Below are 22,170 nucleotides of genomic sequence, written 5' to 3' on the forward strand. Positions count from 1 at the left end.
TTACGATGAGGAGGTGGACCATGAGCGATCACGGCATCTTCCCGCGCCACAGGCGTGACAACGACCCGGACCAGGACGGTCCACCGGACGCGTATCAGCAGGGATAGGGGTTTTCGGAGCGCGGCGCGGTCGAGTTCCCGGCCCGTCCGATACGGGCCGCCAGGGCGAGCTCCCGCGACCATCCAAGACGTGGACCCTGCTCCAGACCCGTCGGCGCGAGCCGGCGGGTTTTTTGTGATCAGCGCATCGTCATCGCGAGCGCAGCAAGGCGGGCCGGTGATCCGCATAGTCAGTCGGCATGGCGCGGGTTGGATTGCTTCGCCGGCCCGCACAGACGAGAAGCCAAAAAGCGAGAAGCCGCCCCGGAGGATCCGGAACGGCTTCTCGAACGACAGGGGCGTAGGAACGCCCGGTCGGGATCAGGCGGCCTCGGCGACCTGGCTCGGTCCGGAATCCTTGCCGCGGGCCTCGACGTCGCGATCGACGAACTCGATCACGGCGAGCGGGGCGTTGTCGCCCTGACGGAAGCCGGCCTTCATGATGCGGCAGTAACCGCCCGGGCGGCCCTTGTAGCGTGGGCCGAGCACCGTGAAGAGCTTCTTGACCATGTCGGCGTCGCGCAGCTGCGCCATCGCCAGACGGCGGGTGTGCACGCTGTCGATGCGGCCGAGCGTGATCAGCTTCTCGACGACCGGACGCAGGTCCTTGGCCTTCGGCAGGGTGGTGATGATCTGCTCGTGCTTGAGCAGCGCGGCGGACATGTTGGCGAACATCGCCTTGCGGTGTTCGGCGGTGCGGTTGAAACGACGGCCGCGATAACCGTGACGCATGGTGCTGGCTTCCTTCTCGTCTCGGCCGCCGTGCCACGGTACGGCCGGGTGCCCTGAGAACAGGGCGGTTGATTCCGCATGACCCCGCGGCGGGGACTCCAAACCGAAACCCTCATCCCGAGGTGGCCGCGTCAGCGGGCCTCGAAGGAGGGCTCCAGCCAGCCGCGCGATCCCTGGAGGCCTCCTTCGAGGCCTCCGCTGCGCTCCGGCACCTCAGGATGAGGGCGGAGCGGGGGAACGAGCGACCTAGTAATGCTCCTCGAAGCGCTTGGCGAGGTCCTCGATGTTCTCCGGCGGCCAGCCGGGAATGTCCATGCCGAGGTGCAGGCCCATGCCGGCGAGCACTTCCTTGATCTCGTTGAGCGACTTGCGGCCGAAATTCGGGGTCCGCAGCATCTCGCCCTCGGACTTTTGGATGAGGTCGCCGATGTAGACGATGTTGTCGTTCTTCAGGCAGTTCGCCGAACGGACCGACAGCTCCAGCTCGTCGACCTTCTTGAGCAGCGCCGGGTTGAAGGGCAGCTGCGGCGCGAGCGGCGCGGCCTCTTCCTTGCGCGGATCCTCGAAGTTCACGAAGACCTGCAGCTGGTCCTGGATGATGCGCGCCGCGTAAGCGAGCGCATCCTCCGGCGAGACCGCACCGTTGGTCTCGACCGTCATGGTCAGCTTGTCCTTGTCGAGATCCTGGCCCTCGCGGGTCGTCTCGACGCGGTAGCTGACCTTGGTCACCGGGGAGAACAGCGAGTCGACCGGGATCAGGCCGATCGGGGCGTCCTCGGGACGGTTGCGCTCGGCCGGGACGTAGCCCTTGCCGGTGGCGACCGTGAACTCCATGCGGATCTCGGCGCCATCGTCCAGCGTGCAGATCACGAGGTCGGGGTTCAGGATCTGGATGTCGCCGACCGTGCCGATGTCACCGGCGGTGACGAGGCCGGGGCCGATCTTGCGCAGGGTCATGCGCTTCGGCGCGTCCGTCTGCGAGCGGATCGCGATGGTCTTGATGTTGAGGACGATGTCGGTGACGTCCTCGCGCACGCCCGGGATCGACGAGAACTCGTGCAGCACGCCGTCGATCTGCACCGAGGTCACGGCCGCGCCCTGGAGCGACGACAGGAGCACCCGGCGCAGGGCGTTGCCCAGAGTGGTGCCGAAGCCGCGCTCCAGCGGCTCGGCGACGACCGTGGCGACCCGCTTGGGGTCGTCGCCGGTCGTGACCTGCAGCTTGTTCGGCTTGATCAGTTCCTGCCAATTCTTCTGAATGACCACGATCCTACCTCTCGTCCTTGCCCGGGATCCGCGACGACCGTCCCCGCGCTTCGGCCGTCCGGCGCCGCCCCCTGGCGCCCCGAACGGTCCCTGAATGTCTGTCCGCCGTTACTCGCCGCCGACCCACAGCACCGGTACGAAGCTGTAGCCAGCCCCCTCCCGGTCCACGTAGCCCAGCGCCGGGAATTCGAGATGGCCGCCGGCGATGAGCGCCCGCTCGCTTGCCACCTCGTCCAGGATCCGCTTGCGCGTCTCCCGTGCCTGGTCGCCGTCGACGTCGAAGCCGACGCCGGCCTCAGGGTTCTTGAACTGGATCGCCGGCAGGTGCACCACGTCGGTCCACATCATCAGCGACTGTCCACCGGAGACGATGCGGAAACCGCAATGGCCCGGCGTGTGGCCGGGCAGAGGCACCGCTGTGATCCCCGGAAGAACCTCGCCGCCCCGGTGCTCGCGCACCTTGCCGGCGTAGGGTGCGAGCGCCTTGCGGGCACCCTCGAAATAAGGCTTCGCGGCCTCAGGCGCCTGGGCCAGGGCCTCATCCGGAAGCCAGTGCGCCGCCTCGTCGGCGTGCAGCACGATCTCGGCATTCGGGTAGCGCGCCGCGCTGTCCTTCACGAGACCACCAACATGGTCGGGGTGCAGGTGGCTGACGAGCACCGTGCCGATCTCCTCCGGCTTGACGCCGGTGAGCGACAGCGCCGCGCCGGCCCGGCCGAGGGTCGGTGCCGGCGCGAGGTCGCCATAGCCCGTGTCGATCAGGGTCGGCTTGAGGCCGGGACCTGTGATCAGGAAGGCGTTCAGCGTGATCTTGGGCTGCTCGGTGCGGAAGCCCGCCAGCTGAAGCCGCCCGGCCTCTTCCTTGGAGATGCCCGTGACGAGATCGAGGCTGGCCTGAAACCAGCCGTCGTTGAGCACGGTGACCGTGAGGTCGCCGAGGTTCCAACGCAGCACGCCCGGAAGCGGCTTCGATCCCGTCATGAGCTTCTCCGTCACGAGACTTCGATCAGACGCGGCGGCGCTTGCGCGGCCGGCAGCCGTTATGCGGGATCGACGTCACGTCGCGGATCGAGGTCACCGTGAAGCCGGCAGCCTGAAGGGCGCGGAGCGCCGACTCACGGCCCGAACCCGGACCCGAAACCTCGACCTCAAGGGTGCGCATGCCGTGCTCGGACGCCTTGCGGGCGGCATCCTCGGCGGCGACCTGAGCGGCGTACGGCGTCGACTTGCGCGAGCCTTTGAAGCCCATCGCGCCGGCGGACGACCACGAGATCGTGTTGCCCTGCGCATCCGTGATGGTGATCATCGTGTTGTTGAACGACGCGTTCACGTGGGCGACGCCCGACACGATGTTCTTGCGCTCGCGGCGGCGGACGCGTTGCGGTTCCTTGGCCATCTGTTCTCACTCTTCCTTCAGGCACGCCCGTAACACCAGGCGCTCGGGATTCTTTTTGGGACTTGGCCGGAGCGCCCAGGCAGGGCGGTCGAGCCGGCGCCGGGTCCGTTGGGGGACACCTGGCGCGATGAGAAGGAGGCCGAGCTGAGCACGGCCTCCCAGTTCCAAAAAATTACTTCTTCTTGCCGGCGATCGGCTTCGCCTTACCCTTGCGGGTGCGGGCGTTGGTATGGGTGCGCTGACCGCGGACCGGCAGCTGCTTGCGGTGACGCAGGCCGCGATAGGCGCCGAGATCCATCAGGCGCTTGATGTTCATCGAGACTTCGCGGCGCAGGTCGCCCTCGACGATGTAGTCGCGGTCGATCGTCTCGCGGATCGAGAGAACCTCGGCATCGGTCAGCTGGTTGACCCGGCGCTCGGCGGGGATGTTCACCTTCTGGGTGATCTCCTCGGCCTTCTTGGCGCCAATGCCGTGAATGTACTGAAGCGCGATAACGACGCGCTTGTTGGTCGGGATGTTGACGCCTGCGATACGGGCCACAATCACTCTCCATGTTGGGCCCGAGGATCCGGGCCGGTGTCGTGCGCGTCCGGTGGAGGCCGGCCCCTGCGCACGTGAAACGACGACGCGGCCCGCGGGCGGCCCTGGACAGGGCACCTCGGACCATCGTTTGGCTGGACGAAGGAGGGCCTGCTAGCGCGCGGAAGGCCCGATGTCAACGTGGTATGACCGGTTCGACGTGCCGCCCTGCGTCACGCCCCGGGGCCGTGATGCACGAGATCGAGGAGGCTGGATGTCCCTGCTGACCAGCGACGGTGCGACCCTGCGGGCCTTCGCCGATGCCGTCCTGCGGGAAGCCGCCGAGACCCTGGACGAAGTCGTCCCCGTGACACTGGCGGTGATCGGCGGCGTGCTCGCCGAAGCAGAGCCGGGATCCGTGGCGGTTCAGGGCGCGGATCACGGGCCGATCCTGCTCTGGGCCACGTTCGCGGGCCGCCGGATGGTGTTCCGCTACAACGTCATGACCGCCATGATCGAGCTGCGCGAGGACACCCCCGAGGGCTATCCGCTTCGTCTATTCGGCCATCGATCCCTGGCGATGGACGTCGTCAACTTCTTCGGTACCCTGCGCCGGGAAGGACGACTCTGATCCGGGTCTCTTAGCGGAAGCCCTGATTCCGGAACCGGCAGTAGCTGCCCAAATCCTGGTAGCCGCCTGGGCAGCGGCGGACACAGGCGCCGGCAGCGAACTTGAGGGGCGGTCGGCAGGCGTGGCGGAACCGCTTCTGCCCGTACACGAAGGATTGGGCGGGGCTCTGCGCCGCGACCGGAAGGGCCGGCAGCGCGATCGTGAGGCTGAGGACAACCGTCGTAGCGACGAAGCGCAGGGTCATGGTGTTTCCGATCGGTGCTGCGCCAATCAACCGGTCGAGCCCGCGAGAGGTTCAGGATCGAGGGCGACCCAATCGCCGTCGGACGCGATCATCCTGACAGCGCCTTTTCCGCGGCAAGGAGAGCTTCGCTTCCACTCCAGCCTTGCGTCCCCGTCCGGCCCGCAGCGGACCGCCATCGCAACAGGTGCTCAGGACGTCACACGCTCCTCGTGCGGCTCAAGCACCGACATCAGGTCGGCCGTGACCTTGTCGATCGGCTGCATGCCGTCGACGGTCTTCAGCATGCGCTTCTGGGCATAGTAAGCCGATAGCGGCGCGGTCTGGGCGCGATAAGCTTCCAGGCGCTGCTTGAACACTTCCGGGGTATCATCCTTCCGCACAGCCTGGCCACGGGCCAGGGTCTCTGCCGCGCGCTTCTCGATCCGGCCGACGAGGGCGTTCTCGTCCACCTTCAGCTCGATGACGGTGGAGAGGCTCAAGCCCTTGCTGGCGAGCATCTCGGACAATGCCTCGGCTTGAGCGACAGTGCGCGGGAAGCCGTCGAGGATGAAGCCGCGGCGGGCATCGGGTTCCTCGATCCGGTCGGCCACGATGCCGACCACGATCCGGTCCGAGACGAGGCCGCCCGCTTCCATCACGGCCTTGGCCTCAAGGCCGACCGGCGTGCCCGCCGCCACCGCCGCCCGGAGCATGTCGCCGGTCGAGAGCTGCGGGATACCGAAGCGCTGCACGATCCGCTCGGATTGCGTCCCCTTCCCCGCACCGGGCGGCCCGAGCAGAATGATACGCATGGCGTTGTCCTCGTTCGGCCCGGTCGCTTCGGGCTCAAGCCGCGGTGGCGAAGCCTCCCTGGCATCGCCGGATTTAAGAATTTCTAGCGGGTCCCGAGCGCGGAAACACTCGGACCTTTGGGCCAGAGACGGGAGGATGCTTGGCTTCGTCCCGCCTCTGTATCAGCCTCAGCGGCGGCGTTGCGTGGTCGAGGCGCCACGCAGCTTGGCCTTCTTCACGAGGCCCTCGTATTGGTGCGCCATCAGGTGCCCGTGGATCTGCGCCACCGTGTCCATCGTCACCGAGACCACGATCAGCAGGGACGTGCCGCCGAAGCCGAGGCTCGCGGCCGCGTAGGACGAGAGGATCTCCGGGCACAGACAGACGAGCGTCAGGTACAGGGCGCCGATCACCGTGATGCGGGTCAGCACCTTGTCGATGAAGGCCGCGGTGCGTTCGCCCGGACGGATGCCCGGGATGAAGCCGCCATGCTTCTTCAGGTTGTCGGCCGTCTCCTGCGGATTGAAGACCACGGCGGTGTAGAAGAATGTGAAGAAGATGATCAGCGCCGCGTAGAGCACCATGAACAGCGGCGTGCCGTGGCCGAGATAGGCCGTGACCGTGCCGAGCCAGCCGGTCGCGCCGCCATTGGCGGAGAAGCTCGCGGCCGTGGCCGGCAGGAGCAGCAGCGAGGAGGCGAAGATCGGCGGGATCACGCCGGACGTGTTGAGCTTGAGCGGCAGGAACGAGGTCTGGCCCTCGTACATGCGGTTGCCGACCTGGCGCTTCGGGTAGTTGATCAGCAGCCGGCGCTGGGCCCGCTCCATGAACACGATGAAGTAGACCAGCGCCACCGCGGCGACGCCCACACCTAGGATGATCGCCGGCGACAGGGCGCCGGTGCGGCCGAGCTCGAGCGCGCCCGCGATCGCCACCGGCAGGTGGGCGACGATGCCGGCAAAGATGATCAGCGACGAGCCGTTGCCGATGCCGCGCGAGGTGATCTGCTCGCCAAGCCACATCAGGAACAGGGTCCCGCCAGTCAGCGTGATCACCGTCGAGGCCAGGAAGAACGGGCCCGGATCGATGGCGGCCGAGGAGCCCTGTAGTCCGATCGCGATGCCCCAGGACTGGACCAGCGCCAGCACCACCGTCAGGTAGCGGGTGTACTGGTTGATGACCTTGCGGCCGGACTCACCCTCCTTCTTCAGCGCCTCCAGGCTCGGGATCACCGAAGTCAGGAGCTGCACAATGATCGAGGCCGAGATGTACGGCATGATGTTCAGGGCGAAGATCGCCATGCGCTCGACGGCACCGCCCGAGAACATGTTGAACAGGCCCAGCACGCCGCCCGACTGCTGCTGGAAGTTCCGAGCGAACTGCTCCGGATCGATTCCGGGAATCGGGATGTACGTGCCCAGCCGGAACACCACGAGGGCGCCGAGCGTGAACCAGATGCGCTTCTTCAGCTCATCGGCCTTGGCGATCGCACCGAAGTTGAGGTTGGCGGCAAGCTGCTCGGCGGCTGAGGCCATAAGCGTCGCGTCCTGGACATGTCGCCGGGCGGTCGGGCCCGGATGAAACGAAAAACGGCGGCCCGCGTGGTCGCAGGGCCGCCGCTCGAAGGATCGGCTTAAAGGGTGCGCGGAGCCCGTGCAACGGGTCCCCGAGATCGCACCCTCCGCGCTCCCGTCAGGCCGTGGCCGCCTCGCTGCCGCCGCGGGTGGAGGCACCCTGGGCGTAGACGGTGCTGACCGAGCCGCCGGCCTTCTCGACCGCCTCGACGGCGGACTTGGAGGCGCGGGTGACCTCGAAGCTGAGCTTCGCGGTGAGCTCGCCGACGCCGAGCAGCTTCACGCCGTCGCGAGGACGGGCGATGATGCCGGCGGCGACCAGGCTCGCCACTGTCACGGTGGCGGCCTTGTCGAGCTTGCCGGCGTCGACCGCCTCCTGGATCCGGCCGAGGTTCACCTCGTTCAGATCCTGAGCGTAGAGGTTGTTGAAGCCGCGCTTCGGCAGGCGACGATGCAGCGGCATCTGACCGCCCTCGAAGCCCTTGATGGCAACGCCGGTCCGGGCCTTCTGACCCTTTACGCCGCGGCCTGCGGTCTTGCCCTTGCCGGAGCCGATGCCCCGGCCAACGCGCATCCGGTCCTTGGTGGCGCCGGGATTGTCGCTGATCTGGTTGAGCTTCATCGGGACCTCCTCACGCCACGTCGCCGTGGACGCGCACGAGGTGCGCAACCTTGCGGATCATGCCGCGCACGGAGGGGGTATCCTCCAGCTCGGACACGCGGTGGAGCTTGTTGAGCTTGAGGCCGATCAGCGTCTGGCGCTGGCTGGCCTCGCGGCGGATCGGCGAGCCGATCTGCTCGATGCGGACGGTCTTCTGTGCCATCGGACCCTCCCCTTACGCGACTGCGGCTTCGGACTGGTCGGCCGGGTCGGCATCGCGGCGACGCGACTGGAGCGTCGACACCTTGATGCCGCGGCGGGCCGCCACGGAGCGCGGGCTGTCCTCGTTCTTGAGCGCCTCGAAAGTGGCGCGCACGAGGTTGTAGGGGTTCGAGGAACCCAGCGACTTGGCGACGACGTCCTGCATGCCGAGCGTCTCGAACACGGCGCGCATCGGGCCGCCGGCGATGATGCCTGTACCCTGCGGGGCCGCGCGGAGGATCACCTTGCCGGCGCCATGACGACCGTTGACGTCGTGGTGCAGGGTCCGGCCCTCACGGAGCGACACACGGATCAGGCCGCGCTTCGCAGCCTCGGTCGCCTTGCGGATCGCTTCCGGCACCTCACGGGCCTTGCCGTGGCCGAAGCCGACGCGGCCCTTCTGGTCGCCGACGACGACGAGGGCAGCGAAGCCGAAGCGACGGCCACCCTTCACCACCTTCGCGACGCGGTTGATGTGGACGAGCTTGTCCACGAACTCGCTGTCGCGCTCCTCGCGATCCTCGCGGCGGCCGCGGCCCCCGCCTTCACGTTCACGTGCCATGTTTCTACCTGTTCATCTCACTGGCGCAGGCGGCGGGCCTGCTCGCTCGATTTTGTCTGCGGAAAGCGGCGCACCGCTTTCCTCCGCCGTTTCTGTCGTCATCCCGGGTCCCTGCAGCGGAGCCCAAGATCCAGAGCCGTCGGCGGTGCAGATCCTGCCGCGCCGAGGGTCTGGTTTCCGGGCTCGCCTGCGGTGCCCCGGAATGACGGGGTTCGGTGAAACCCGATCAGAATTCCAGGCCACCCTCGCGGGCGGCCTCCGCCACGGCGGCGACGCGGCCGTGATAGATGTAGCCGGAGCGGTCGAAGATGACCTTCGTGACGCCCGCGGCCTTGGCGCGCTCGGCGACGAGCTTGCCCACCGCCTTGGCGGCGGCGACGTCGGCGCCGGTCTTCAGTTCGCCCTTGAGCGCCTTGTCGATCGACGAGGCCGCGGCCAGCGTCTTGCCGGCGACGTCGTCGATGACCTGCACGTAGATCTGCTTCGACGAGCGGAACACCGAGAGCCGCGGACGGCCGTTGGCGGCCGCCCGCAGCGCGCGACGGACGCGCGCCTTGCGGCGATCGAGGGCTTCGAGCTTGCGAGACATGATGCCCTCCTTACTTCTTCTTGCCTTCCTTGCGGAAGATGAACTCGCCCGCATACCGCACGCCCTTGCCCTTGTAGGGCTCGGGTCCGCGGTAATCGCGGATCTCGGCGGCGACCTGACCGACCTGCTGGCGGTTGATCCCGGAGATCGTGATCTCGGTGGGCTTCGGGGTTGCGATCGTGATCCCGGCGGGGATCTCGTACTCGATGTCGTGGCTGTAGCCGAGCGACAGCTTGAGGGCCTTGCCGGCCATCGCCGCACGATAGCCGACGCCCGTGATCTCAAGCTTCTTCTCGAAGCCCTTCGACACGCCTTCGACGATGTTGGCGATCTGCGCCCGCGACGTGCCCCAGAGGGAGCGCGCCGGCTTGGACTGGTTGATCGGCTCGACCGAGATCGCGCCGTCCTTCAGGGCCACGTTGACGAGGGCGGGAACGACGAACGACAGTTCGCCCTTCGAACCCTTCATCTTCACGGTCTGACCCGTGACGGTGGCGGTAACGCCCGCCGGTACGGGGACCGGCTTCTTGCCTACGCGAGACATGGGATAACCTCCTCCGTCCCGATCAGAACACGGTGCAGAGCACTTCACCGCCGACGTTGCGCTCGCGCGCCTCGTGGTCGGCCATGACGCCCTGCGGGGTGGAGACGATGGTGACGCCGAGGCCGTCGGCCACGTGCGGCAGCTCGCCGACCGACGAGTAGACTCGGCGGCCCGGCTTCGAGACGCGCTTGATCTCGCGGATCACCGGGCGCCCGTCATAGTACTTGAGCTCGATAGCGAACTCGGTGCGGCCGTTGCCGAGGTCGGTCGCCGCGTAATCGCGGATGTAGCCCTCAGACTTCAGCACGTCGAGGACGCTGGCGCGCAGGCGCGAGCCGGGCGTCTGGACGACGTTGCGACGGCGCAGCTGGCCGTTGCGGATGCGGGTGAGCATGTCGCCCACGGGATCGTTAACCATGGGGACCTCCTTACCAGCTCGACTTGACCAGGCCGGGGATCAGGCCCCGGTTGCCAAGCTCGCGCAGCGCCACGCGCGAGATGCCCATCTTGCGGTAGTAGGCGCGCGGACGGCCGGTCATGCCGCAGCGATTGCGGATGCGGGTGGCCGACGAGTTGCGCGGCAGTTCCGCGAGCTTGAGGCGCGCCTCGAAGCGCTCCTCCATCTCGAGGGCGTCGTTGTTGGCGATCTCGAGGAGCGCCTTCCGCTTGGCCGCGAAGCGCTTCACCAGCGCCTTGCGGGCCTCGTTCTTCTCGACTGAGCTTTTCTTCGACATGTGGTCTATCTCCGGTGTCCGCGTCTGAAGCCCGAAAGCTTCACTGCCGGAACGGGAACTTGAAGGCGGCGAGGAGGGCCTTGGCCTCGGCATCGGTCTTGGCGGTGGTCGCCACGACGATGTCCATGCCCCAGGTCTGCTCGGCCTTGTCGTAGGAGATCTCCGGGAACACGAGGTGCTCCTTGAGACCCAGCGCGTAGTTGCCGCGGCCGTCGAACGAGCGCGGGTTCAGGCCGCGGAAGTCACGCACGCGCGGCAGCGCGATGGTGATCAGCCGGTCCATGAACTCGTACATGCGCTGCTTGCGCAGAGTCACCTTGCAGCCGATCGGCATGCCCTCGCGGACCTTGAAGGTCGCGATGGCCTTGCGGGCCTTGGTGATGACCGGCTTCTGGCCGGCGATGAGCGCGAGGTCCCCCGCAGCCACGGAGGCCTTCTTCGAGTCCGCGGTGGACTCGCCGACGCCCATGTTGATCACGATCTTGGTGATCTGCGGCACTTCCATGGGGTTCTTGTAGCCGAACTCTTCGATCAGCTTCTGGCGAACCACTTCCTCGTAATGCTTGCGCAGACGAGGGGTGTAGGCGTTCTTGTCGGCCTCAGCCATCGATCTGATCCCCCGTGGTCTTGGCGAACCGGACCTTGCGCCCGTCTTCGAGGATGCGGAAACCCACGCGGGTCGGCTTGCCGTTGGCGTCGGCGACCGCGATGTTCGAGAGCTGGATGGCGGCCTCCTTGGAGATGATGCCGCCTTCCTGGTTCTGGGTCTGCTTCTGGTGCTTCTTGACCAGGTTGATGCCGCGCACGAAGGCTCGGCCTTCCTTCGGCAGAACCTGGATGACCTCGCCGGAGCGACCCGAGTCGCGGCCGGTGAGCACGACGACCGTGTCGCCCTTCTTGATCTTGGCAGCCATTACAGCACCTCCGGAGCCAGGGAGATGATCTTCATGTGGTTGCGGGCGCGCAGCTCGCGCGGCACCGGTCCGAAGATGCGGGTGCCGATCGGCTCCTTCTGATTGTTGATCAGAACGGCCGCGTTCTTGTCGAAGCGGATGACCGAACCGTCGGCGCGCTTCACGTCCTTGGCGGTGCGGACGACGACCGCCTTCATGACGTCGCCCTTCTTGACGCGACCGCGCGGGATCGCCTCCTTGACGGAGACGACGATGACGTCGCCCACGCCGGCATACTTGCGCTTCGACCCGCCGAGAACCTTGATGCACATCACACGGCGTGCACCCGAGTTGTCGGCGACGTCCAGATTCGTCTGCATCTGGATCACGTGCGTGACTCCTTGTTTCAGGCGGGTTTCCGCACACGGGCGGTATTGCCCGGCGGACGACGCCTGATGGGGACCTGATGTCCCCGGCTCATGTGTTCGACCGCGCTGGCGGTGTCTTGGGACACCGGCGCGGTCACCGCGTTCACAGGGTGCGAGCACCCATCGGGAATGTCGCGAAGGCCGGGCGGATACTACGGACCGCCGGCAATGGCAAGCCGAGCGGCGGGATTTCTCGGCGCGGCAGGTGCGCAACGAGGGCGCTCGAGATCCGATCTGGGACGGAACGGACGACTGCTTTGACGCAGAACGACCGGCGCGCCTTTCGGCACGCCGGTCGCAAGCCGCACGAAGAGGCTGGAATCAGGCCGGCTGGCCGGCAGATTCGAACAGGAAGCCGTCGAGGCTCGGGATGGTGACGGCGCCGCCGCAGGCGGGCTTCGACAGGCGCCAGGGCCGCTCCGCGCGGGCCCGAATCGCCTCGGACGGGCGGAGCCGGCGCACGGTGCCGTCGTCGGCCAGCTCCTCGATGGCCAGGAAGCCGTAGACCTGCAGGCGCGAAGCCGTCAGCTTCATCGTGCGGTCCTCCGCCGCGACGATCAGGCTGCCGGTGGCGTAGACCGCGTCGAGGAGCGAACGCTGCTCGCTGCGACGGCGATTGCGCGCCTCGCGCTCGCCGGGCGCCTGGACGGGAACCGCCCGTCGGAACGGCACGACGTTGCTGACCGCGACGCAACCCATACGCAACATCCTCGACCCGAACCCATGGCGACCTGCCGGCCACCCGATGATCGCGACGTTTCGACGGTTCGCTTTAATCTTCCGTAGACCGTGACGGCGCCCCCCTGCCCCGATCCGGCACGCCGCTTCGCGCCAGCTCGGCAGGATGTGCCGAGTCGCGTTGCTAGCCGGTCAGGCTTTCGTGACGGAACGCGATCCTCGCGCCAGCCGGGACGCCAACGCGTCGAGGGAGGCGCACAGGCCGGCGTAGACGGCCCCGACGAAGAGGAAGATCTCGGCCGGGTAGACCATGGCGCGATTGTTCACCTGCGCGGCCACGAAGGACAGCTCGGGCACGCCGATCACGTAGGCGAGCGACGTGTCCTTGATGAGCGCGGTCCATTGATTGACGAAGGACGGCGCCATGGCGCGTAGCGCCTGCGGCAGCACGATGAAGCGCAGGATCCGCCAGCGGCCGAAGCCGAGCGCCAGGCCTGCCTCCCACTGGCCGCGGCCGATGCTCTCGATGCCCGCCGCAACCCCGTAGGACAGGTAGGCGCCGCCGACCAGCGACAGCGCCGCGACAACGGTGCCCATCTCGGGAACCGAGACACCGAACAGGATCGGCAGAAGGAAGTAGCTCCAGAAGATCAGCATCACGATCGGCACGGCGCGGAAGAACCCGAGGCCCAGGGTGAGCGCGCCTGGGGTCGTCCCCGTGCTCATCGCGAGGCCGATCCCCAGGACGAGTCCGAGCGCAGCCGAGGCGAGACCGGACAGGCCAGAGAGAATCAGCGTCAGCGCCAGTCCGCCGACCGGCCCGTCGGGCCACGCGCCGAGCAGCAGGTAGCCGAGATTGTCGCCGATGATCGCGAGGTTCACCGGCGCCGTCCCGCCGGTCGATGGCGTCGGGCCAGAACCTGCCCCGCCGCTTCCACCGCGGCGACGGCGCCGACATAGAGCAGCGTCGCGAGGCCGAAGGCCTGGAACGTCTTGAACGTCTCGGTCTCGACTTGCCGGGACGCGTAGGACAGTTCGGCGAGGCCGATCGTCATGGTCAGCGACGTGTTCTTGATCGTATTGAGGTACTGGCCGACGATCGGCAGCCACGCGATGCGCAGGGCCTGCGGCAGCACGACCTGGCGGAACGCCTGGACCGGCGTGAAGCCGAGGGCAAGGGCCGCCTCCCGCTGACCGGGACGGACGCCGTTGATGCCGGCGCGGCCCTCTTCGGCGATGTAGGCGGCCGCGTAGAGCGTCAGCCCGCAGAACCCGGCCACCGTCTCGTAGGCGGGCCAGTGCAGTGCGCCGACGCCCAGCTCCAGGCGGTGCGGCGTGTTCAGCCAGACGGTCAGCCTGATCGACAGGAGAGCGGCGACCGCGAAGTACCAGACGAAGAGCTGAACGAGCAGCGGCGTGTTGCGGATGAGGCCGATGCCGGCGGACACGACCCGCCGTGCCGACGCGCTGCCCGCTTCCCGCAAGCAGCACGCCGAGAGGCCCAGGACCGTGCCGGCTACGCACACGGCGGCCGACAGGGCCAAGGTGACCCCGAAGCCCTGCAGCAGCCACACGAGATAGCGCGGCGCCAGAAGGTCGCCGAACAGTCTAGCGAAGCGCTGGGTCACCTCCACCGCCGTTCCATCAGCTGTGGTCCCCGATCCGGAACAGGCGCGGCAGCGGCTGCTCGGTGTTCGGCCCGAACCACCGGTCATAGATCGCCGCCGCCTTGCCGCTCGTCTCCAGGTCCCGCAGGGTCTCGTTCACGAACTCCCGCAGCCGGGTCTCACCTTTGGGGATGCCGACGCCGATATAGTCATTGGAGATCGTGAAGGCGGGGATCTCGTAGTTCTCGCGATCCGGCACCTTCGCCAACAGGCCGACGAGCTTCGGTCCATCCTGCGTGATGGCTTGGACGTTGCCGTTGCGCAGGGCCGTAAATGCGAACGGCGTATCGTCGAAGGCGACGACCGTGGCCTCCGGGAAGTCTCGGCGTAGAACGATCTCGTTGGTGGTTCCCTTGTCGGCGCCGAAGCGCAGGCCATTCAGCTGCTCGGGCGACGACAGGGTTCCTTTCTTGGCCAGGAACTGCTGCCCGGACGCGAAGTATGGAATGCTGAAGTCGAGCTGCTTGGCTCGCTCCTCCGTGATGGTGAAGTTTGCCAGCACCAGATCGACCTTGCCGGAGGTCAGCAGCGGGATGCGATTCGCCGGATTCGTCGGCCTGACCTCGAGCTTCACGCCCAGCTTGTCGGCGAGTGCGCGCCCGTAGTCGACGTCGAGCCCGGCGATCTGCTTGGTCGCGGGATCGACGAACCCAAATGGCGGATTGCTGTCGAAGGCGGCGACCCGGAGGATTCCGGCCTGTCTGATCTCGTCTAGCCGGTCGGCCTGGGCGGCGCTCACCGACAGAAGCGTTGCAAGGGCAAAGGCGAAGAGGCGACGCACAGGTGTCTCCATCAGAGCGATCCGCAGCCGACCGTATCCGCGGCCATCACGTTTACCGCGGCCAGAGATGATGAGATCAAAGTACCCTATATAATCCTCGATCGGCCGTTCTCTCGGCGCGCGTGCTGATCTGAAGCTTAGAGCATTCAGTTTGCATGGCGCATCGCCGATCATCTGTATTATCATCTGAGTTCCCGTTCCGAAGCAACAGGCAAGAATTTCATTCGTGCGGTCATAGCGAGCATGTTGCTGCAGAAAATCTGAGCGGCACTGAGAAAAACTTTTCCGGCGATCGCGAGCCCGATTTCGACGATCCCGAAGCCTCCGCGTGCCGGACGATGATCCCCGCGGCCGATGGTGACCGCTGGGAGCGCCGCGCGTCGAACCGCCCCGAGAAGCCTTGTCCGACGCATGCCGTGTCGTTAGGTGTGCCGGCCTCGCCCAGAGCCCCTGGGATCCCGTCCGAACGAAACCGCGCCTTGACCGATCCTTAACCTCCGGCGCGGCGCAGTTTTCTGCCGCGAACGCATTGACCTGAGGGGCAACCGCGTCTAGAAGCGCGCCACTTCGGACGGCCATCGGCTGCCGACGGCCCTTGGGCATACCCCCGGACGCCGCCGCCATCGCCCCGCGCGCTCCGAGGGTTCAAATCGCCTGACGCTCTAAGTCAGATCCGTAGGTACGAGCGCGTTCGCTGTCGAACGTGCTCCTCTGCCCACACCGCGCCGAGGGTCCGTGACTGGCCCTCCGGCGCATATTCGCTTTGCGGACTGCTCTTCGCGGTCCGAACTAGGTGACCGAGGAAGAGGGCACAGGATGCCGACGATCAACCAGCTGATCGCCCAGCCGCGGAAGATCCAGCGGAGCCGCAACAAGGTTCCGGCGCTTGACGCTTGCCCGCAGAAGCGCGGCGTCTGCACCCGCGTTTATACGACGACCCCGAAGAAGCCGAACTCGGCGCTTCGTAAGGTGGCCAAGGTCCGTCTGACCAACGGCTTCGAGGTGATCGGCTACATCCCGGGTGAGGGCCACAACCTTCAGGAGCACTCCGTGGTCATGATCCGCGGCGGCCGCGTGAAGGACCTTCCGGGCGTGCGCTACCACATCCTGCGCGGCGTGCTCGACACGCAGGGTGTGAAGAACCGCAAGCAGCGCCGGTCGAAGTACGGCGCCAAGCGTCCGAAGTAAGTTTCGCTTCGGTCGGATATTTCCACGGCCTCGTAAGGATGTCGCCGGCCTCAGGGCTCAGGCGGCCTGCGCGGGGCGCTTAAGACCATATTGTTCGAGAGCAGAACCCAATGTCCCGTCGTCACTCAGCCGAGAAGCGCGAGATCATCCCCGACCCGAAGTACGGGGACGTGGTGCTGACGAAGTTTATGAATTCGATCATGTACGAGGGCAAGAAGTCGACCGCCGAGCGGATCGTCTACGGCGCCTTCGACATCGTCGAGAACCGCGCCCGCGCCAACCCGATCGAGGTGTTCCGCGCCGCCCTCGACAACGTTGCCCCGATGATCGAGGTCCGCTCCCGCCGCGTCGGCGGCGCGACCTACCAGGTCCCGGTCGAGGTTCGCACCGAGCGTCGCCAGGCGCTGGCCATCCGCTGGCTGATCCAGGCGGCCCGCTCGCGCAACGACCGCACCATGATTGAGCGCCTCTCCGCCGAGCTGCTCGACGCCGCCAACAACCGCGGCAACGCCGTGAAGAAGCGGGAAGACACGCATCGGATGGCGGAAGCCAACCGCGCCTTCTCGCACTACCGCTGGTAAGCGGTTCCGCCGTCTCTCAGGAGCAATTCGATGCCCCGCACGCACGCGATCGAGGACTACCGCAACTTCGGCATCATGGCCCACATCGATGCCGGCAAGACCACGACGACCGAGCGGATCCTCTACTACACCGGAAAGTCCCACAAGATCGGCGAGGTCCATGAGGGCGCCGCCACCATGGACTGGATGGAGCAGGAGCAGGAGCGTGGCATCACGATCACCTCGGCTGCCACCACCTGCTTCTGGCGCGACAAGCGCCTGAACATCATCGACACCCCCGGCCACGTCGACTTCACCATCGAGGTGGAGCGCTCGCTCCGCGTGCTCGACGGCGCCGTATGCGTGCTGGACGGCAACCAGGGCGTCGAGCCGCAGACCGAGACCGTGTGGCGCCAGGCCGACAAGTACGACGTGCCGCGCGTCGTGTTCGTCAACAAGATGGACAAGATCGGCGCCGACTTCTTCAAGTGCGTGGCCGACATCATCGATCGCGTCGCCGGCAAGCCCGTGTGCCTGCAGCTGCCGATCGGGGCCGAGTCCAACTTCCAGGGCGTCATCGACCTCATCAAGATGAAGGCGATCGTCTGGTCGGGCGAGGCGCTCGGCGCCAACTTCGACGAGGTCGAGATTCCGGCTGACCTGAAGGATCAGGCGGTCGAGTACCGCACCAAGCTGGTTGAGGCCTGCGTCGAGCTCGACGACGACGCCATGGCCGCCTACCTCGACGGTACCGAGCCGGACGAGGCCCAGATGCGCCTCCTGGTGCGCAAGGCCGTGCAGCTGCGCGCCTTCCACCCGGTGCTCTGCGGCTCGGCGTTCAAGAACAAGGGCGTGCAGCCGCTCCTCGACGCCGTCGTGGACTACCTGCCCTCCCCGGCCGATCGCGGCGAGATCAAGGGCATCGATTTCAAGACCGAGGAAGAGACCGTCCGGCACCCGACGGATTCGGATCCCTTCTCCATGCTCGCCTTCAAGATCATGGACGATCCCCACGTCGGCACGATCACCTTCTGCCGCGTGTACTCGGGCAAGGTTGAGTCGGGCGCCAACGTGCTCAACTCCTCGCGCGACAAGAAGGAGCGCGTCGGCCGCATGCTGCTGATGCACGCCAACAACCGCGAGGACATCAAGGAAGCCTATGCCGGCGACATCGTCGCCCTGGCCGGCCTCAAGGACACCCGCACCGGCGACACCCTCTGCGACTCGCAGAAGGCCGTCATCCTCGAGAAGATGGAGTTCCCGGAGCCGGTGATCGAGATCGCCGTCGAGCCGAAGTCGAAGGCCGACCAGGAGAAGCTCGGCATCGCGCTCTCGAAGCTCGCCGCCGAGGACCCGTCCTTCCGCGTCTCCACCGACCAGGAATCGGGGCAGACCATCCTCAAGGGGATGGGCGAGCTCCACCTGGACATCAAGGTCGACATCCTGCGCCGCACCTACAAGGTCGACGCCAATATCGGCCAGCCGCAGGTGGCGTACCGCGAGAAGCTGACCCGTCGTCAGGAGATCGACTACACGCACAAGAAGCAGACCGGTGGTACCGGCCAGTTCGCTCGCGTGAAGTTCGTCGTCGAGCCGAACGAGCCGGGTGCCGGCTTCTCGTTCGAGTCGAAGATCGTCGGCGGTGCGGTGCCGAAGGAGTACATCCCGGGCGTCGAGAAGGGCCTGAACTCCGTCCTCGGCGCGGGCGTGCTCGCCGGCTTCCCGGTGGTCGACGTGAAGGTCGAGCTGGTCGACGGGGCCTACCACGATGTCGATTCGTCGGCGCTGGCCTTCGAGATCGCCTCCCGCGCCGCCTTCCGCGAGGCCCTCCAGAAGGGCGGCTCGGTCCTGCTCGAGCCGGTGATGAAGGTCGAGGTCGTCTCGCCGGAAGAGTACACCGGCTCGGTCATCGGCGACCTGAATTCCCGCCGTGGCCAGATCCAGGGTCAGGACATGCGCGGCAACGCCAACGTCATCAACGCGATGGTGCCGCTGGCCAACATGTTCGGTTACGTGAACCAGCTGCGCTCCTTCTCGCAGGGCCGCGCCAACTTCACGATGCAGTTCGACCACTACGAAGAGGTGCCGCGCGGCGAGGCCGACAAGGTCATCGCCAAGTACGCCTAAGTATCTCTTCTTCCGCAACGCGAATTCGAATTTAGGAGGCTCTGATGGGCAAGGAAAAGTTCTCCCGCACCAAGCCGCACTGCAACATTGGCACGATTGGCCACGTTGACCACGGCAAGACGTCGCTGACGGCGGCGATCACGAAGGTTCTGGCGGAGTCGGGCGGCGCGACGTTCACGGCCTACGACCAGATCGACAAGGCACCGGAGGAGAAGGCGCGCGGGATCACGATCTCGACGGCGCACGTGGAGTACGAGACGCAGAACCGGCACTACGCGCACGTGGACTGCCCCGGCCACGCCGACTACGTGAAGAACATGATCACGGGCGCGGCGCAGATGGACGGCGCGATCCTGGTGGTGTCGGCGGCCGACGGCCCGATGCCGCAGACCCGCGAGCACATCCTGCTGGCGCGTCAGGTCGGCGTTCCGGCGCTGGTGGTGTTCCTCAACAAGGTCGACATGGTCGACGACGAGGAGCTTCTGGAGCTGGTCGAGCTGGAGGTGCGCGAGCTCCTGTCGAAGTACGATTTCCCCGGTGACGACATCCCGATCACCAAGGGCTCGGCGCTGATGGCGCTGGAGGACAAGGAGCCGAAGATCGGCAAGGAGGCGGTCCTGGCGCTGATGGCGACCGTGGACAGCTACATCCCGCAGCCGGAGCGTCCGATCGACCTGCCGTTCCTGATGCCGATCGAGGACGTGTTCTCGATCTCGGGCCGCGGCACGGTGGTGACGGGTCGCGTCGAGCGCGGGATCGTGAAGGTCGGCGAGACGGTTGAGATCGTCGGCATCCGCGACACGCAGACCACGACGGTGACGGGCGTGGAGATGTTCCGCAAGCTGCTCGACCAGGGTCAGGCGGGCGACAACGTCGGCGTGCTGCTGCGCGGCACGAAGCGCGAGGACGTGGAGCGCGGCCAGGTCGTGTGCAAGCCGGGTTCGGTGAAGCCGCACGCCAAGTTCAAGGCCGAGGCGTACATCCTGACCAAGGAAGAGGGTGGCCGTCACACGCCGTTCTTCACGAACTACCGGCCGCAGTTCTACTTCCGCACGACGGACGTGACCGGGATCGTGACGCTGCCCGAGGGCACCGAGATGGTGATGCCGGGCGACAACGTGACCATGGACGTGGTGCTGATCGTGCCGGTGGCCATGGAGGAGAAGCTGCGCTTCGCCATCCGCGAGGGCGGCCGCACCGTCGGTGCCGGCGTCGTCGCCGCCATCAACGACTGAGCTCAAGAGAAGCATCCTTAGCAGGGCGCGGCGGGGTACAGGCCCCGCACACCCCGCCGTCCCTCTCAAGGTTCCAGGATCATGAACGGTCAGAACATCCGTATTCGCCTGAAGGCGTTCGATCACCGCATCCTCGATGCGTCGACCAAGGAGATCGTCTCCACGGCTCGTCGCACCGGCGCGACCATCCGGGGTCCGATCCCGCTCCCGACGCATATCGAGAAGTTCACCGTGAACCGCTCGCCGCACATCGACAAGAAGTCGCGCGAGCAGTTCGAGATGCGCACGCACAAGCGCGTGCTCGATATCGTCGATCCGACGCCGCAGACCGTGGACGCGCTGATGAAGCTCGACCTCGCCGCTGGCGTGGACGTGGAGATCAAGCTCTGAGTCCGCTGAGGACTTAGAGCTTCCCGTTTCATCGCGCGAGGGAGAGAACCTATGCGCTCAGGCGTCATCGCACAGAAGGTCGGCATGACCCGCGTCTTTACGGACGCGGGGGAGCATGTCCCCGTCACCGTGCTCAAGATCGATCAGTGCCAGGTGGTTGCCCACCGCACCGTCGAGAAGAACGGCTACGTCGCGCTGCAGGTCGGCGTCGGCAAGGCCAAGGTCAAGAACGTCTCGGCAGCTGAGCGCGGTCGCTTCGCGGTCGCAAAGGTCGAGCCGAAGAAGAAACTCGCCGAGTTCCGCGTGTCCGAGGACGCGCTGATCCCGGTCGGCGCCGAGATCACCGCGGACCACTTCATCCCCGGCCAGTTCGTGGATGTCACCGGCACCACGACCGGTAAGGGCTTCGCCGGCGGTATCAAGCGCTGGAACTTCGGCGGCCTGCGCGCTACCCACGGCGTGTCGATCTCGCACCGTTCGATCGGTTCGACCGGCGGCCGTCAGGACCCGGGCAAGACCTTCAAGAACAAGAAGATGCCGGGCCACCTCGGCGTCGAGCGGGTCACCACCCAGAACCTGCGCGTCGTGCGCACCGATCCCGAGCGCGGCCTGATCTTGGTCGAGGGTGCGGTGCCGGGCGTCGCCGGCGGCTGGATCCAGATCCGCGACGCGGTGAAGCGCAAGCTCCCCGCCGACGTTCCGCTGCCGGGCAAGTTCCGTGAGAACGGCGCGTCCGCCCCGGCTCCTGAGGCCGCTGCGGCTGAGGAGACCGCGTGATGAAGCTCGATGTCAAAACCCTCGACGGCGCCGGTGCCGGCTCGGTCGAGCTGAACGAAGAGATCTTCGGCCTGGAGCCCCGCGCCGACCTGCTGCAGCGCATGGTCCGCTGGCAGCTCGCCAAGCGTCGCGCCGGCACTCACGCCGTGCAGAACCGCTCGGACGTGAACCGGACCCGCAAAAAGGCCTACAAGCAGAAGGGCACCGGTAACGCCCGCCACGGCGCGGCCTCGGCGCCGCAGTTCCGTGGCGGTGGTCGGGCCTTCGGGCCGGTCGTGCGCGACCACAGCCACGACCTGCCCAAGAAGGTCCGTGCGCTGGCTCTGCGTCACGCCCTGTCGGCCAAGGCCAAGGCCTCGACCCTGATCGTCGTCGACGACATCAAGATCGAGGATCACAAGACCAAGGGTCTCGTCGAGCGCTTCGGCAAGATGGGCCTCTCGAACGCGCTGATCATCGGCGGTGCCGAGGTCGACGTGAATTTCGGCCGGGCCGCCCGCGCCATCCCGCAGATCGACGTGCTGCCCGTGCAGGGCATCAACGTCTACGACATCCTGCGCCGCGACACGCTCGTCCTGACGAAGGCTGCCGTCGACGCGCTGGAGGAGCGTTTCAAATGAGTGCCGATCCGCGCCACTACGATATCGTCGTCTCCCCGGTGATCACCGAGAAGGCGACGAACCTGACCGAGCAGAACAAGGTCGTCTTCCGCGTCGCCCCCAAGGCGACCAAGCCTCAGATCAAGGAGGCGGTTGAGAAGCTGTTCGACGTGAAGGTCACGGCCGTGAACACCCTTGTCACCAAGGGAAAGAAGAAGATTTTCCGCGGACTCCGCGGACAGCGCTCCGACGTGAAGAAGGCGATCGTGACCCTGGCCGAGGGCCACTCGATCGACGTCACGACCGGGCTCTGAGGACGGGATT

Annotated in this window: 31 protein-coding genes; 9 read left to right on the plus strand and 22 right to left on the minus strand. The window is 66.7% G+C overall.

Annotated features, from left to right (window positions below; translation table 11 throughout):
• Nucleotides 1-419: 419 nt before the first annotated feature.
• The 5 genes from rplQ to rpsM form a co-directional block, all read right to left on the minus strand.
• The gene (gene rplQ / locus AC3WSN_RS11265) at nt 420-830 is read right to left on the minus strand and encodes a 50S ribosomal protein L17 (RefSeq protein WP_192711544.1); all 411 of its coding nucleotides are present in this window, start codon (nt 828-830) and stop codon (nt 420-422) included.
• A 246-nt stretch (nt 831-1,076) separates the two neighbouring features.
• Nucleotides 1,077-2,096, minus strand: coding sequence for a DNA-directed RNA polymerase subunit alpha (locus AC3WSN_RS11270; protein ID WP_492538027.1), 1,020 nt, complete (start codon nt 2,094-2,096; stop codon nt 1,077-1,079).
• A 108-nt stretch (nt 2,097-2,204) separates the two neighbouring features.
• Nucleotides 2,205-3,077: an MBL fold metallo-hydrolase gene (locus tag AC3WSN_RS11275; protein ID WP_492538029.1), complete on the minus strand. Its 873-nt coding sequence runs from the start codon at nt 3,075-3,077 to the stop codon at nt 2,205-2,207.
• Nucleotides 3,078-3,102: 25 nt separating this feature from the next.
• Complete coding sequence (gene rpsK / locus AC3WSN_RS11280; protein WP_007557606.1) at nt 3,103-3,492, minus strand: 30S ribosomal protein S11; 390 nt, start codon at nt 3,490-3,492, stop codon at nt 3,103-3,105.
• A gap of 172 nt (nt 3,493-3,664) precedes the next feature.
• Nucleotides 3,665-4,033, minus strand: coding sequence for a 30S ribosomal protein S13 (gene rpsM / locus AC3WSN_RS11285; protein ID WP_050732928.1), 369 nt, complete (start codon nt 4,031-4,033; stop codon nt 3,665-3,667).
• Nucleotides 4,034-4,286: 253 nt separating this feature from the next.
• Between rpsM and AC3WSN_RS11290 the strand changes: the two genes are divergently transcribed.
• Nucleotides 4,287-4,643: a hypothetical protein gene (locus tag AC3WSN_RS11290; RefSeq protein ID WP_492538032.1), complete on the plus strand. Its 357-nt coding sequence runs from the start codon at nt 4,287-4,289 to the stop codon at nt 4,641-4,643.
• A gap of 10 nt (nt 4,644-4,653) precedes the next feature.
• Here AC3WSN_RS11290 and AC3WSN_RS11295 read toward each other — a convergent pair whose 3' ends face one another.
• The 17 genes from AC3WSN_RS11295 to AC3WSN_RS11375 all read right to left on the minus strand — a co-directional run bounded on the left by AC3WSN_RS11295 (nt 4,654) and on the right by AC3WSN_RS11375 (nt 15,144).
• Nucleotides 4,654-4,887 carry a hypothetical protein gene (locus AC3WSN_RS11295; RefSeq protein ID WP_492538034.1) on the minus strand — a complete coding sequence of 78 codons (234 nt, stop codon included), beginning with the start codon at nt 4,885-4,887 and terminating at the stop codon, nt 4,654-4,656.
• Between the two features lie 188 nt (nt 4,888-5,075).
• Nucleotides 5,076-5,678 (minus strand): adenylate kinase, encoded by a 603-nt coding sequence (locus AC3WSN_RS11300; protein ID WP_492538036.1) that lies wholly within the window; start codon nt 5,676-5,678, stop codon nt 5,076-5,078.
• A 168-nt stretch (nt 5,679-5,846) separates the two neighbouring features.
• Entirely contained in the window at nt 5,847-7,193 is a 1,347-nt protein-coding gene (gene secY, locus AC3WSN_RS11305) for a preprotein translocase subunit SecY (RefSeq protein WP_043387379.1), read from the minus strand.
• A gap of 157 nt (nt 7,194-7,350) precedes the next feature.
• Nucleotides 7,351-7,854, minus strand: a complete 504-nt coding sequence (gene rplO / locus AC3WSN_RS11310) for a 50S ribosomal protein L15 (RefSeq protein ID WP_492538038.1) — start codon at nt 7,852-7,854, stop codon at nt 7,351-7,353.
• A 10-nt stretch (nt 7,855-7,864) separates the two neighbouring features.
• A complete protein-coding gene (gene rpmD / locus AC3WSN_RS11315) occupies nt 7,865-8,056 on the minus strand; it encodes a 50S ribosomal protein L30 (protein WP_020096280.1) in 192 nt (63 codons plus the stop codon).
• A 12-nt stretch (nt 8,057-8,068) separates the two neighbouring features.
• Complete coding sequence (gene rpsE, locus AC3WSN_RS11320) at nt 8,069-8,656, minus strand: 30S ribosomal protein S5 (protein WP_012319173.1); 588 nt, start codon at nt 8,654-8,656, stop codon at nt 8,069-8,071.
• 226 nt (nt 8,657-8,882) lie between these two features.
• On the minus strand, nt 8,883-9,245 hold the full coding sequence (gene rplR / locus AC3WSN_RS11325) for a 50S ribosomal protein L18 (protein WP_010686176.1): 363 nt from the start codon (nt 9,243-9,245) through the stop codon (nt 8,883-8,885).
• A gap of 10 nt (nt 9,246-9,255) precedes the next feature.
• Nucleotides 9,256-9,789, minus strand: coding sequence for a 50S ribosomal protein L6 (gene rplF, locus AC3WSN_RS11330; RefSeq protein ID WP_192711550.1), 534 nt, complete (start codon nt 9,787-9,789; stop codon nt 9,256-9,258).
• Between the two features lie 22 nt (nt 9,790-9,811).
• Nucleotides 9,812-10,207 (minus strand): 30S ribosomal protein S8, encoded by a 396-nt coding sequence (gene rpsH, locus AC3WSN_RS11335; protein ID WP_010686178.1) that lies wholly within the window; start codon nt 10,205-10,207, stop codon nt 9,812-9,814.
• Between the two features lie 10 nt (nt 10,208-10,217).
• Complete coding sequence (gene rpsN, locus AC3WSN_RS11340; protein WP_010686179.1) at nt 10,218-10,523, minus strand: 30S ribosomal protein S14; 306 nt, start codon at nt 10,521-10,523, stop codon at nt 10,218-10,220.
• 40 nt (nt 10,524-10,563) lie between these two features.
• Complete coding sequence (gene rplE / locus AC3WSN_RS11345) at nt 10,564-11,130, minus strand: 50S ribosomal protein L5 (protein WP_192711551.1); 567 nt, start codon at nt 11,128-11,130, stop codon at nt 10,564-10,566.
• Complete coding sequence (gene rplX / locus AC3WSN_RS11350) at nt 11,123-11,437, minus strand: 50S ribosomal protein L24 (RefSeq protein ID WP_161392856.1); 315 nt, start codon at nt 11,435-11,437, stop codon at nt 11,123-11,125. The genes rplE and rplX overlap by 8 nt, the downstream gene beginning before the upstream one ends.
• Nucleotides 11,437-11,805, minus strand: coding sequence for a 50S ribosomal protein L14 (gene rplN, locus AC3WSN_RS11355; protein WP_010686182.1), 369 nt, complete (start codon nt 11,803-11,805; stop codon nt 11,437-11,439). Before rplN ends, rplX begins: the two co-directional genes overlap by 1 nt.
• Nucleotides 11,806-12,165: 360 nt before the next feature.
• Nucleotides 12,166-12,543, minus strand: coding sequence for a hypothetical protein (locus AC3WSN_RS11360; RefSeq protein WP_492538044.1), 378 nt, complete (start codon nt 12,541-12,543; stop codon nt 12,166-12,168).
• Between the two features lie 171 nt (nt 12,544-12,714).
• Nucleotides 12,715-13,404, minus strand: coding sequence for an amino acid ABC transporter permease (locus AC3WSN_RS11365; RefSeq protein ID WP_492538046.1), 690 nt, complete (start codon nt 13,402-13,404; stop codon nt 12,715-12,717).
• Nucleotides 13,401-14,150, minus strand: coding sequence for an amino acid ABC transporter permease (locus AC3WSN_RS11370; protein WP_492538048.1), 750 nt, complete (start codon nt 14,148-14,150; stop codon nt 13,401-13,403). Before AC3WSN_RS11370 ends, AC3WSN_RS11365 begins: the two co-directional genes overlap by 4 nt.
• A gap of 16 nt (nt 14,151-14,166) precedes the next feature.
• Nucleotides 14,167-15,144, minus strand: a complete 978-nt coding sequence (locus AC3WSN_RS11375; protein WP_492538050.1) for an ABC transporter substrate-binding protein — start codon at nt 15,142-15,144, stop codon at nt 14,167-14,169.
• Nucleotides 15,145-15,786: 642 nt separating this feature from the next.
• Between AC3WSN_RS11375 and rpsL the strand changes: the two genes are divergently transcribed.
• From rpsL to AC3WSN_RS11415, 8 genes are all read left to right on the plus strand, one after another.
• Nucleotides 15,787-16,158 carry a 30S ribosomal protein S12 gene (rpsL, locus tag AC3WSN_RS11380; protein WP_007557568.1) on the plus strand — a complete coding sequence of 124 codons (372 nt, stop codon included), beginning with the start codon at nt 15,787-15,789 and terminating at the stop codon, nt 16,156-16,158.
• Between the two features lie 110 nt (nt 16,159-16,268).
• Nucleotides 16,269-16,739, plus strand: coding sequence for a 30S ribosomal protein S7 (rpsG, locus tag AC3WSN_RS11385; protein WP_007557567.1), 471 nt, complete (start codon nt 16,269-16,271; stop codon nt 16,737-16,739).
• Nucleotides 16,740-16,769: 30 nt separating this feature from the next.
• On the plus strand, nt 16,770-18,845 hold the full coding sequence (fusA, locus tag AC3WSN_RS11390; RefSeq protein ID WP_492538053.1) for an elongation factor G: 2,076 nt from the start codon (nt 16,770-16,772) through the stop codon (nt 18,843-18,845).
• Nucleotides 18,846-18,889: 44 nt separating this feature from the next.
• Nucleotides 18,890-20,080 (plus strand): elongation factor Tu, encoded by a 1,191-nt coding sequence (gene tuf / locus AC3WSN_RS11395; RefSeq protein WP_192711805.1) that lies wholly within the window; start codon nt 18,890-18,892, stop codon nt 20,078-20,080.
• Nucleotides 20,081-20,161: 81 nt separating this feature from the next.
• Complete coding sequence (gene rpsJ, locus AC3WSN_RS11400; protein WP_043351245.1) at nt 20,162-20,470, plus strand: 30S ribosomal protein S10; 309 nt, start codon at nt 20,162-20,164, stop codon at nt 20,468-20,470.
• Between the two features lie 51 nt (nt 20,471-20,521).
• Nucleotides 20,522-21,247, plus strand: coding sequence for a 50S ribosomal protein L3 (gene rplC / locus AC3WSN_RS11405; RefSeq protein ID WP_043351246.1), 726 nt, complete (start codon nt 20,522-20,524; stop codon nt 21,245-21,247).
• On the plus strand, nt 21,247-21,867 hold the full coding sequence (gene rplD, locus AC3WSN_RS11410) for a 50S ribosomal protein L4 (protein ID WP_160536267.1): 621 nt from the start codon (nt 21,247-21,249) through the stop codon (nt 21,865-21,867). The genes rplC and rplD overlap by 1 nt, the downstream gene beginning before the upstream one ends.
• A complete protein-coding gene (locus AC3WSN_RS11415) occupies nt 21,864-22,160 on the plus strand; it encodes a 50S ribosomal protein L23 (protein WP_020094257.1) in 297 nt (98 codons plus the stop codon). The genes rplD and AC3WSN_RS11415 overlap by 4 nt, the downstream gene beginning before the upstream one ends.
• The last annotated feature ends 10 nt before the right edge of the window (nt 22,161-22,170 follow it).

The organism is Methylobacterium sp. FW102-HT35C08, assembly GCF_058790235.1.

Excerpts from the sequence above, each read along its gene's own strand:
- rplQ (WP_192711544.1), bottom strand. The coding sequence starts at position 830 with ATGCGTCACGGTTATCGCGGCCGTCGTTTCAACCGCACCGCCGAACAC.
- AC3WSN_RS11275 (WP_492538029.1), bottom strand. The coding sequence starts at position 3,077 with ATGACGGGATCGAAGCCGCTTCCGGGCGTGCTGCGTTGGAACCTCGGC.
- rpsK (WP_007557606.1), bottom strand. The coding sequence starts at position 3,492 with ATGGCCAAGGAACCGCAACGCGTCCGCCGCCGCGAGCGCAAGAACATC.
- AC3WSN_RS11290 (WP_492538032.1), top strand. The coding sequence starts at position 4,287 with ATGTCCCTGCTGACCAGCGACGGTGCGACCCTGCGGGCCTTCGCCGAT.
- AC3WSN_RS11295 (WP_492538034.1), bottom strand. The coding sequence starts at position 4,887 with ATGACCCTGCGCTTCGTCGCTACGACGGTTGTCCTCAGCCTCACGATC.
- AC3WSN_RS11300 (WP_492538036.1), bottom strand. The coding sequence starts at position 5,678 with ATGCGTATCATTCTGCTCGGGCCGCCCGGTGCGGGGAAGGGGACGCAA.
- secY (WP_043387379.1), bottom strand. The coding sequence starts at position 7,193 with ATGGCCTCAGCCGCCGAGCAGCTTGCCGCCAACCTCAACTTCGGTGCG.
- rplO (WP_492538038.1), bottom strand. The coding sequence starts at position 7,854 with ATGAAGCTCAACCAGATCAGCGACAATCCCGGCGCCACCAAGGACCGG.
- rpmD (WP_020096280.1), bottom strand. The coding sequence starts at position 8,056 with ATGGCACAGAAGACCGTCCGCATCGAGCAGATCGGCTCGCCGATCCGC.
- rpsE (WP_012319173.1), bottom strand. The coding sequence starts at position 8,656 with ATGGCACGTGAACGTGAAGGCGGGGGCCGCGGCCGCCGCGAGGATCGC.
- rplR (WP_010686176.1), bottom strand. The coding sequence starts at position 9,245 with ATGTCTCGCAAGCTCGAAGCCCTCGATCGCCGCAAGGCGCGCGTCCGT.
- rplF (WP_192711550.1), bottom strand. The coding sequence starts at position 9,789 with ATGTCTCGCGTAGGCAAGAAGCCGGTCCCCGTACCGGCGGGCGTTACC.
- rpsH (WP_010686178.1), bottom strand. The coding sequence starts at position 10,207 with ATGGTTAACGATCCCGTGGGCGACATGCTCACCCGCATCCGCAACGGC.
- rpsN (WP_010686179.1), bottom strand. The coding sequence starts at position 10,523 with ATGTCGAAGAAAAGCTCAGTCGAGAAGAACGAGGCCCGCAAGGCGCTG.
- rplE (WP_192711551.1), bottom strand. The coding sequence starts at position 11,130 with ATGGCTGAGGCCGACAAGAACGCCTACACCCCTCGTCTGCGCAAGCAT.
- rplX (WP_161392856.1), bottom strand. The coding sequence starts at position 11,437 with ATGGCTGCCAAGATCAAGAAGGGCGACACGGTCGTCGTGCTCACCGGC.
- AC3WSN_RS11360 (WP_492538044.1), bottom strand. The coding sequence starts at position 12,543 with ATGGGTTGCGTCGCGGTCAGCAACGTCGTGCCGTTCCGACGGGCGGTT.
- AC3WSN_RS11375 (WP_492538050.1), bottom strand. The coding sequence starts at position 15,144 with ATGATCGGCGATGCGCCATGCAAACTGAATGCTCTAAGCTTCAGATCA.
- rpsL (WP_007557568.1), top strand. The coding sequence starts at position 15,787 with ATGCCGACGATCAACCAGCTGATCGCCCAGCCGCGGAAGATCCAGCGG.
- rpsG (WP_007557567.1), top strand. The coding sequence starts at position 16,269 with ATGTCCCGTCGTCACTCAGCCGAGAAGCGCGAGATCATCCCCGACCCG.
- fusA (WP_492538053.1), top strand. The coding sequence starts at position 16,770 with ATGCCCCGCACGCACGCGATCGAGGACTACCGCAACTTCGGCATCATG.
- tuf (WP_192711805.1), top strand. The coding sequence starts at position 18,890 with ATGGGCAAGGAAAAGTTCTCCCGCACCAAGCCGCACTGCAACATTGGC.
- rpsJ (WP_043351245.1), top strand. The coding sequence starts at position 20,162 with ATGAACGGTCAGAACATCCGTATTCGCCTGAAGGCGTTCGATCACCGC.
- rplC (WP_043351246.1), top strand. The coding sequence starts at position 20,522 with ATGCGCTCAGGCGTCATCGCACAGAAGGTCGGCATGACCCGCGTCTTT.
- rplD (WP_160536267.1), top strand. The coding sequence starts at position 21,247 with ATGAAGCTCGATGTCAAAACCCTCGACGGCGCCGGTGCCGGCTCGGTC.
- AC3WSN_RS11415 (WP_020094257.1), top strand. The coding sequence starts at position 21,864 with ATGAGTGCCGATCCGCGCCACTACGATATCGTCGTCTCCCCGGTGATC.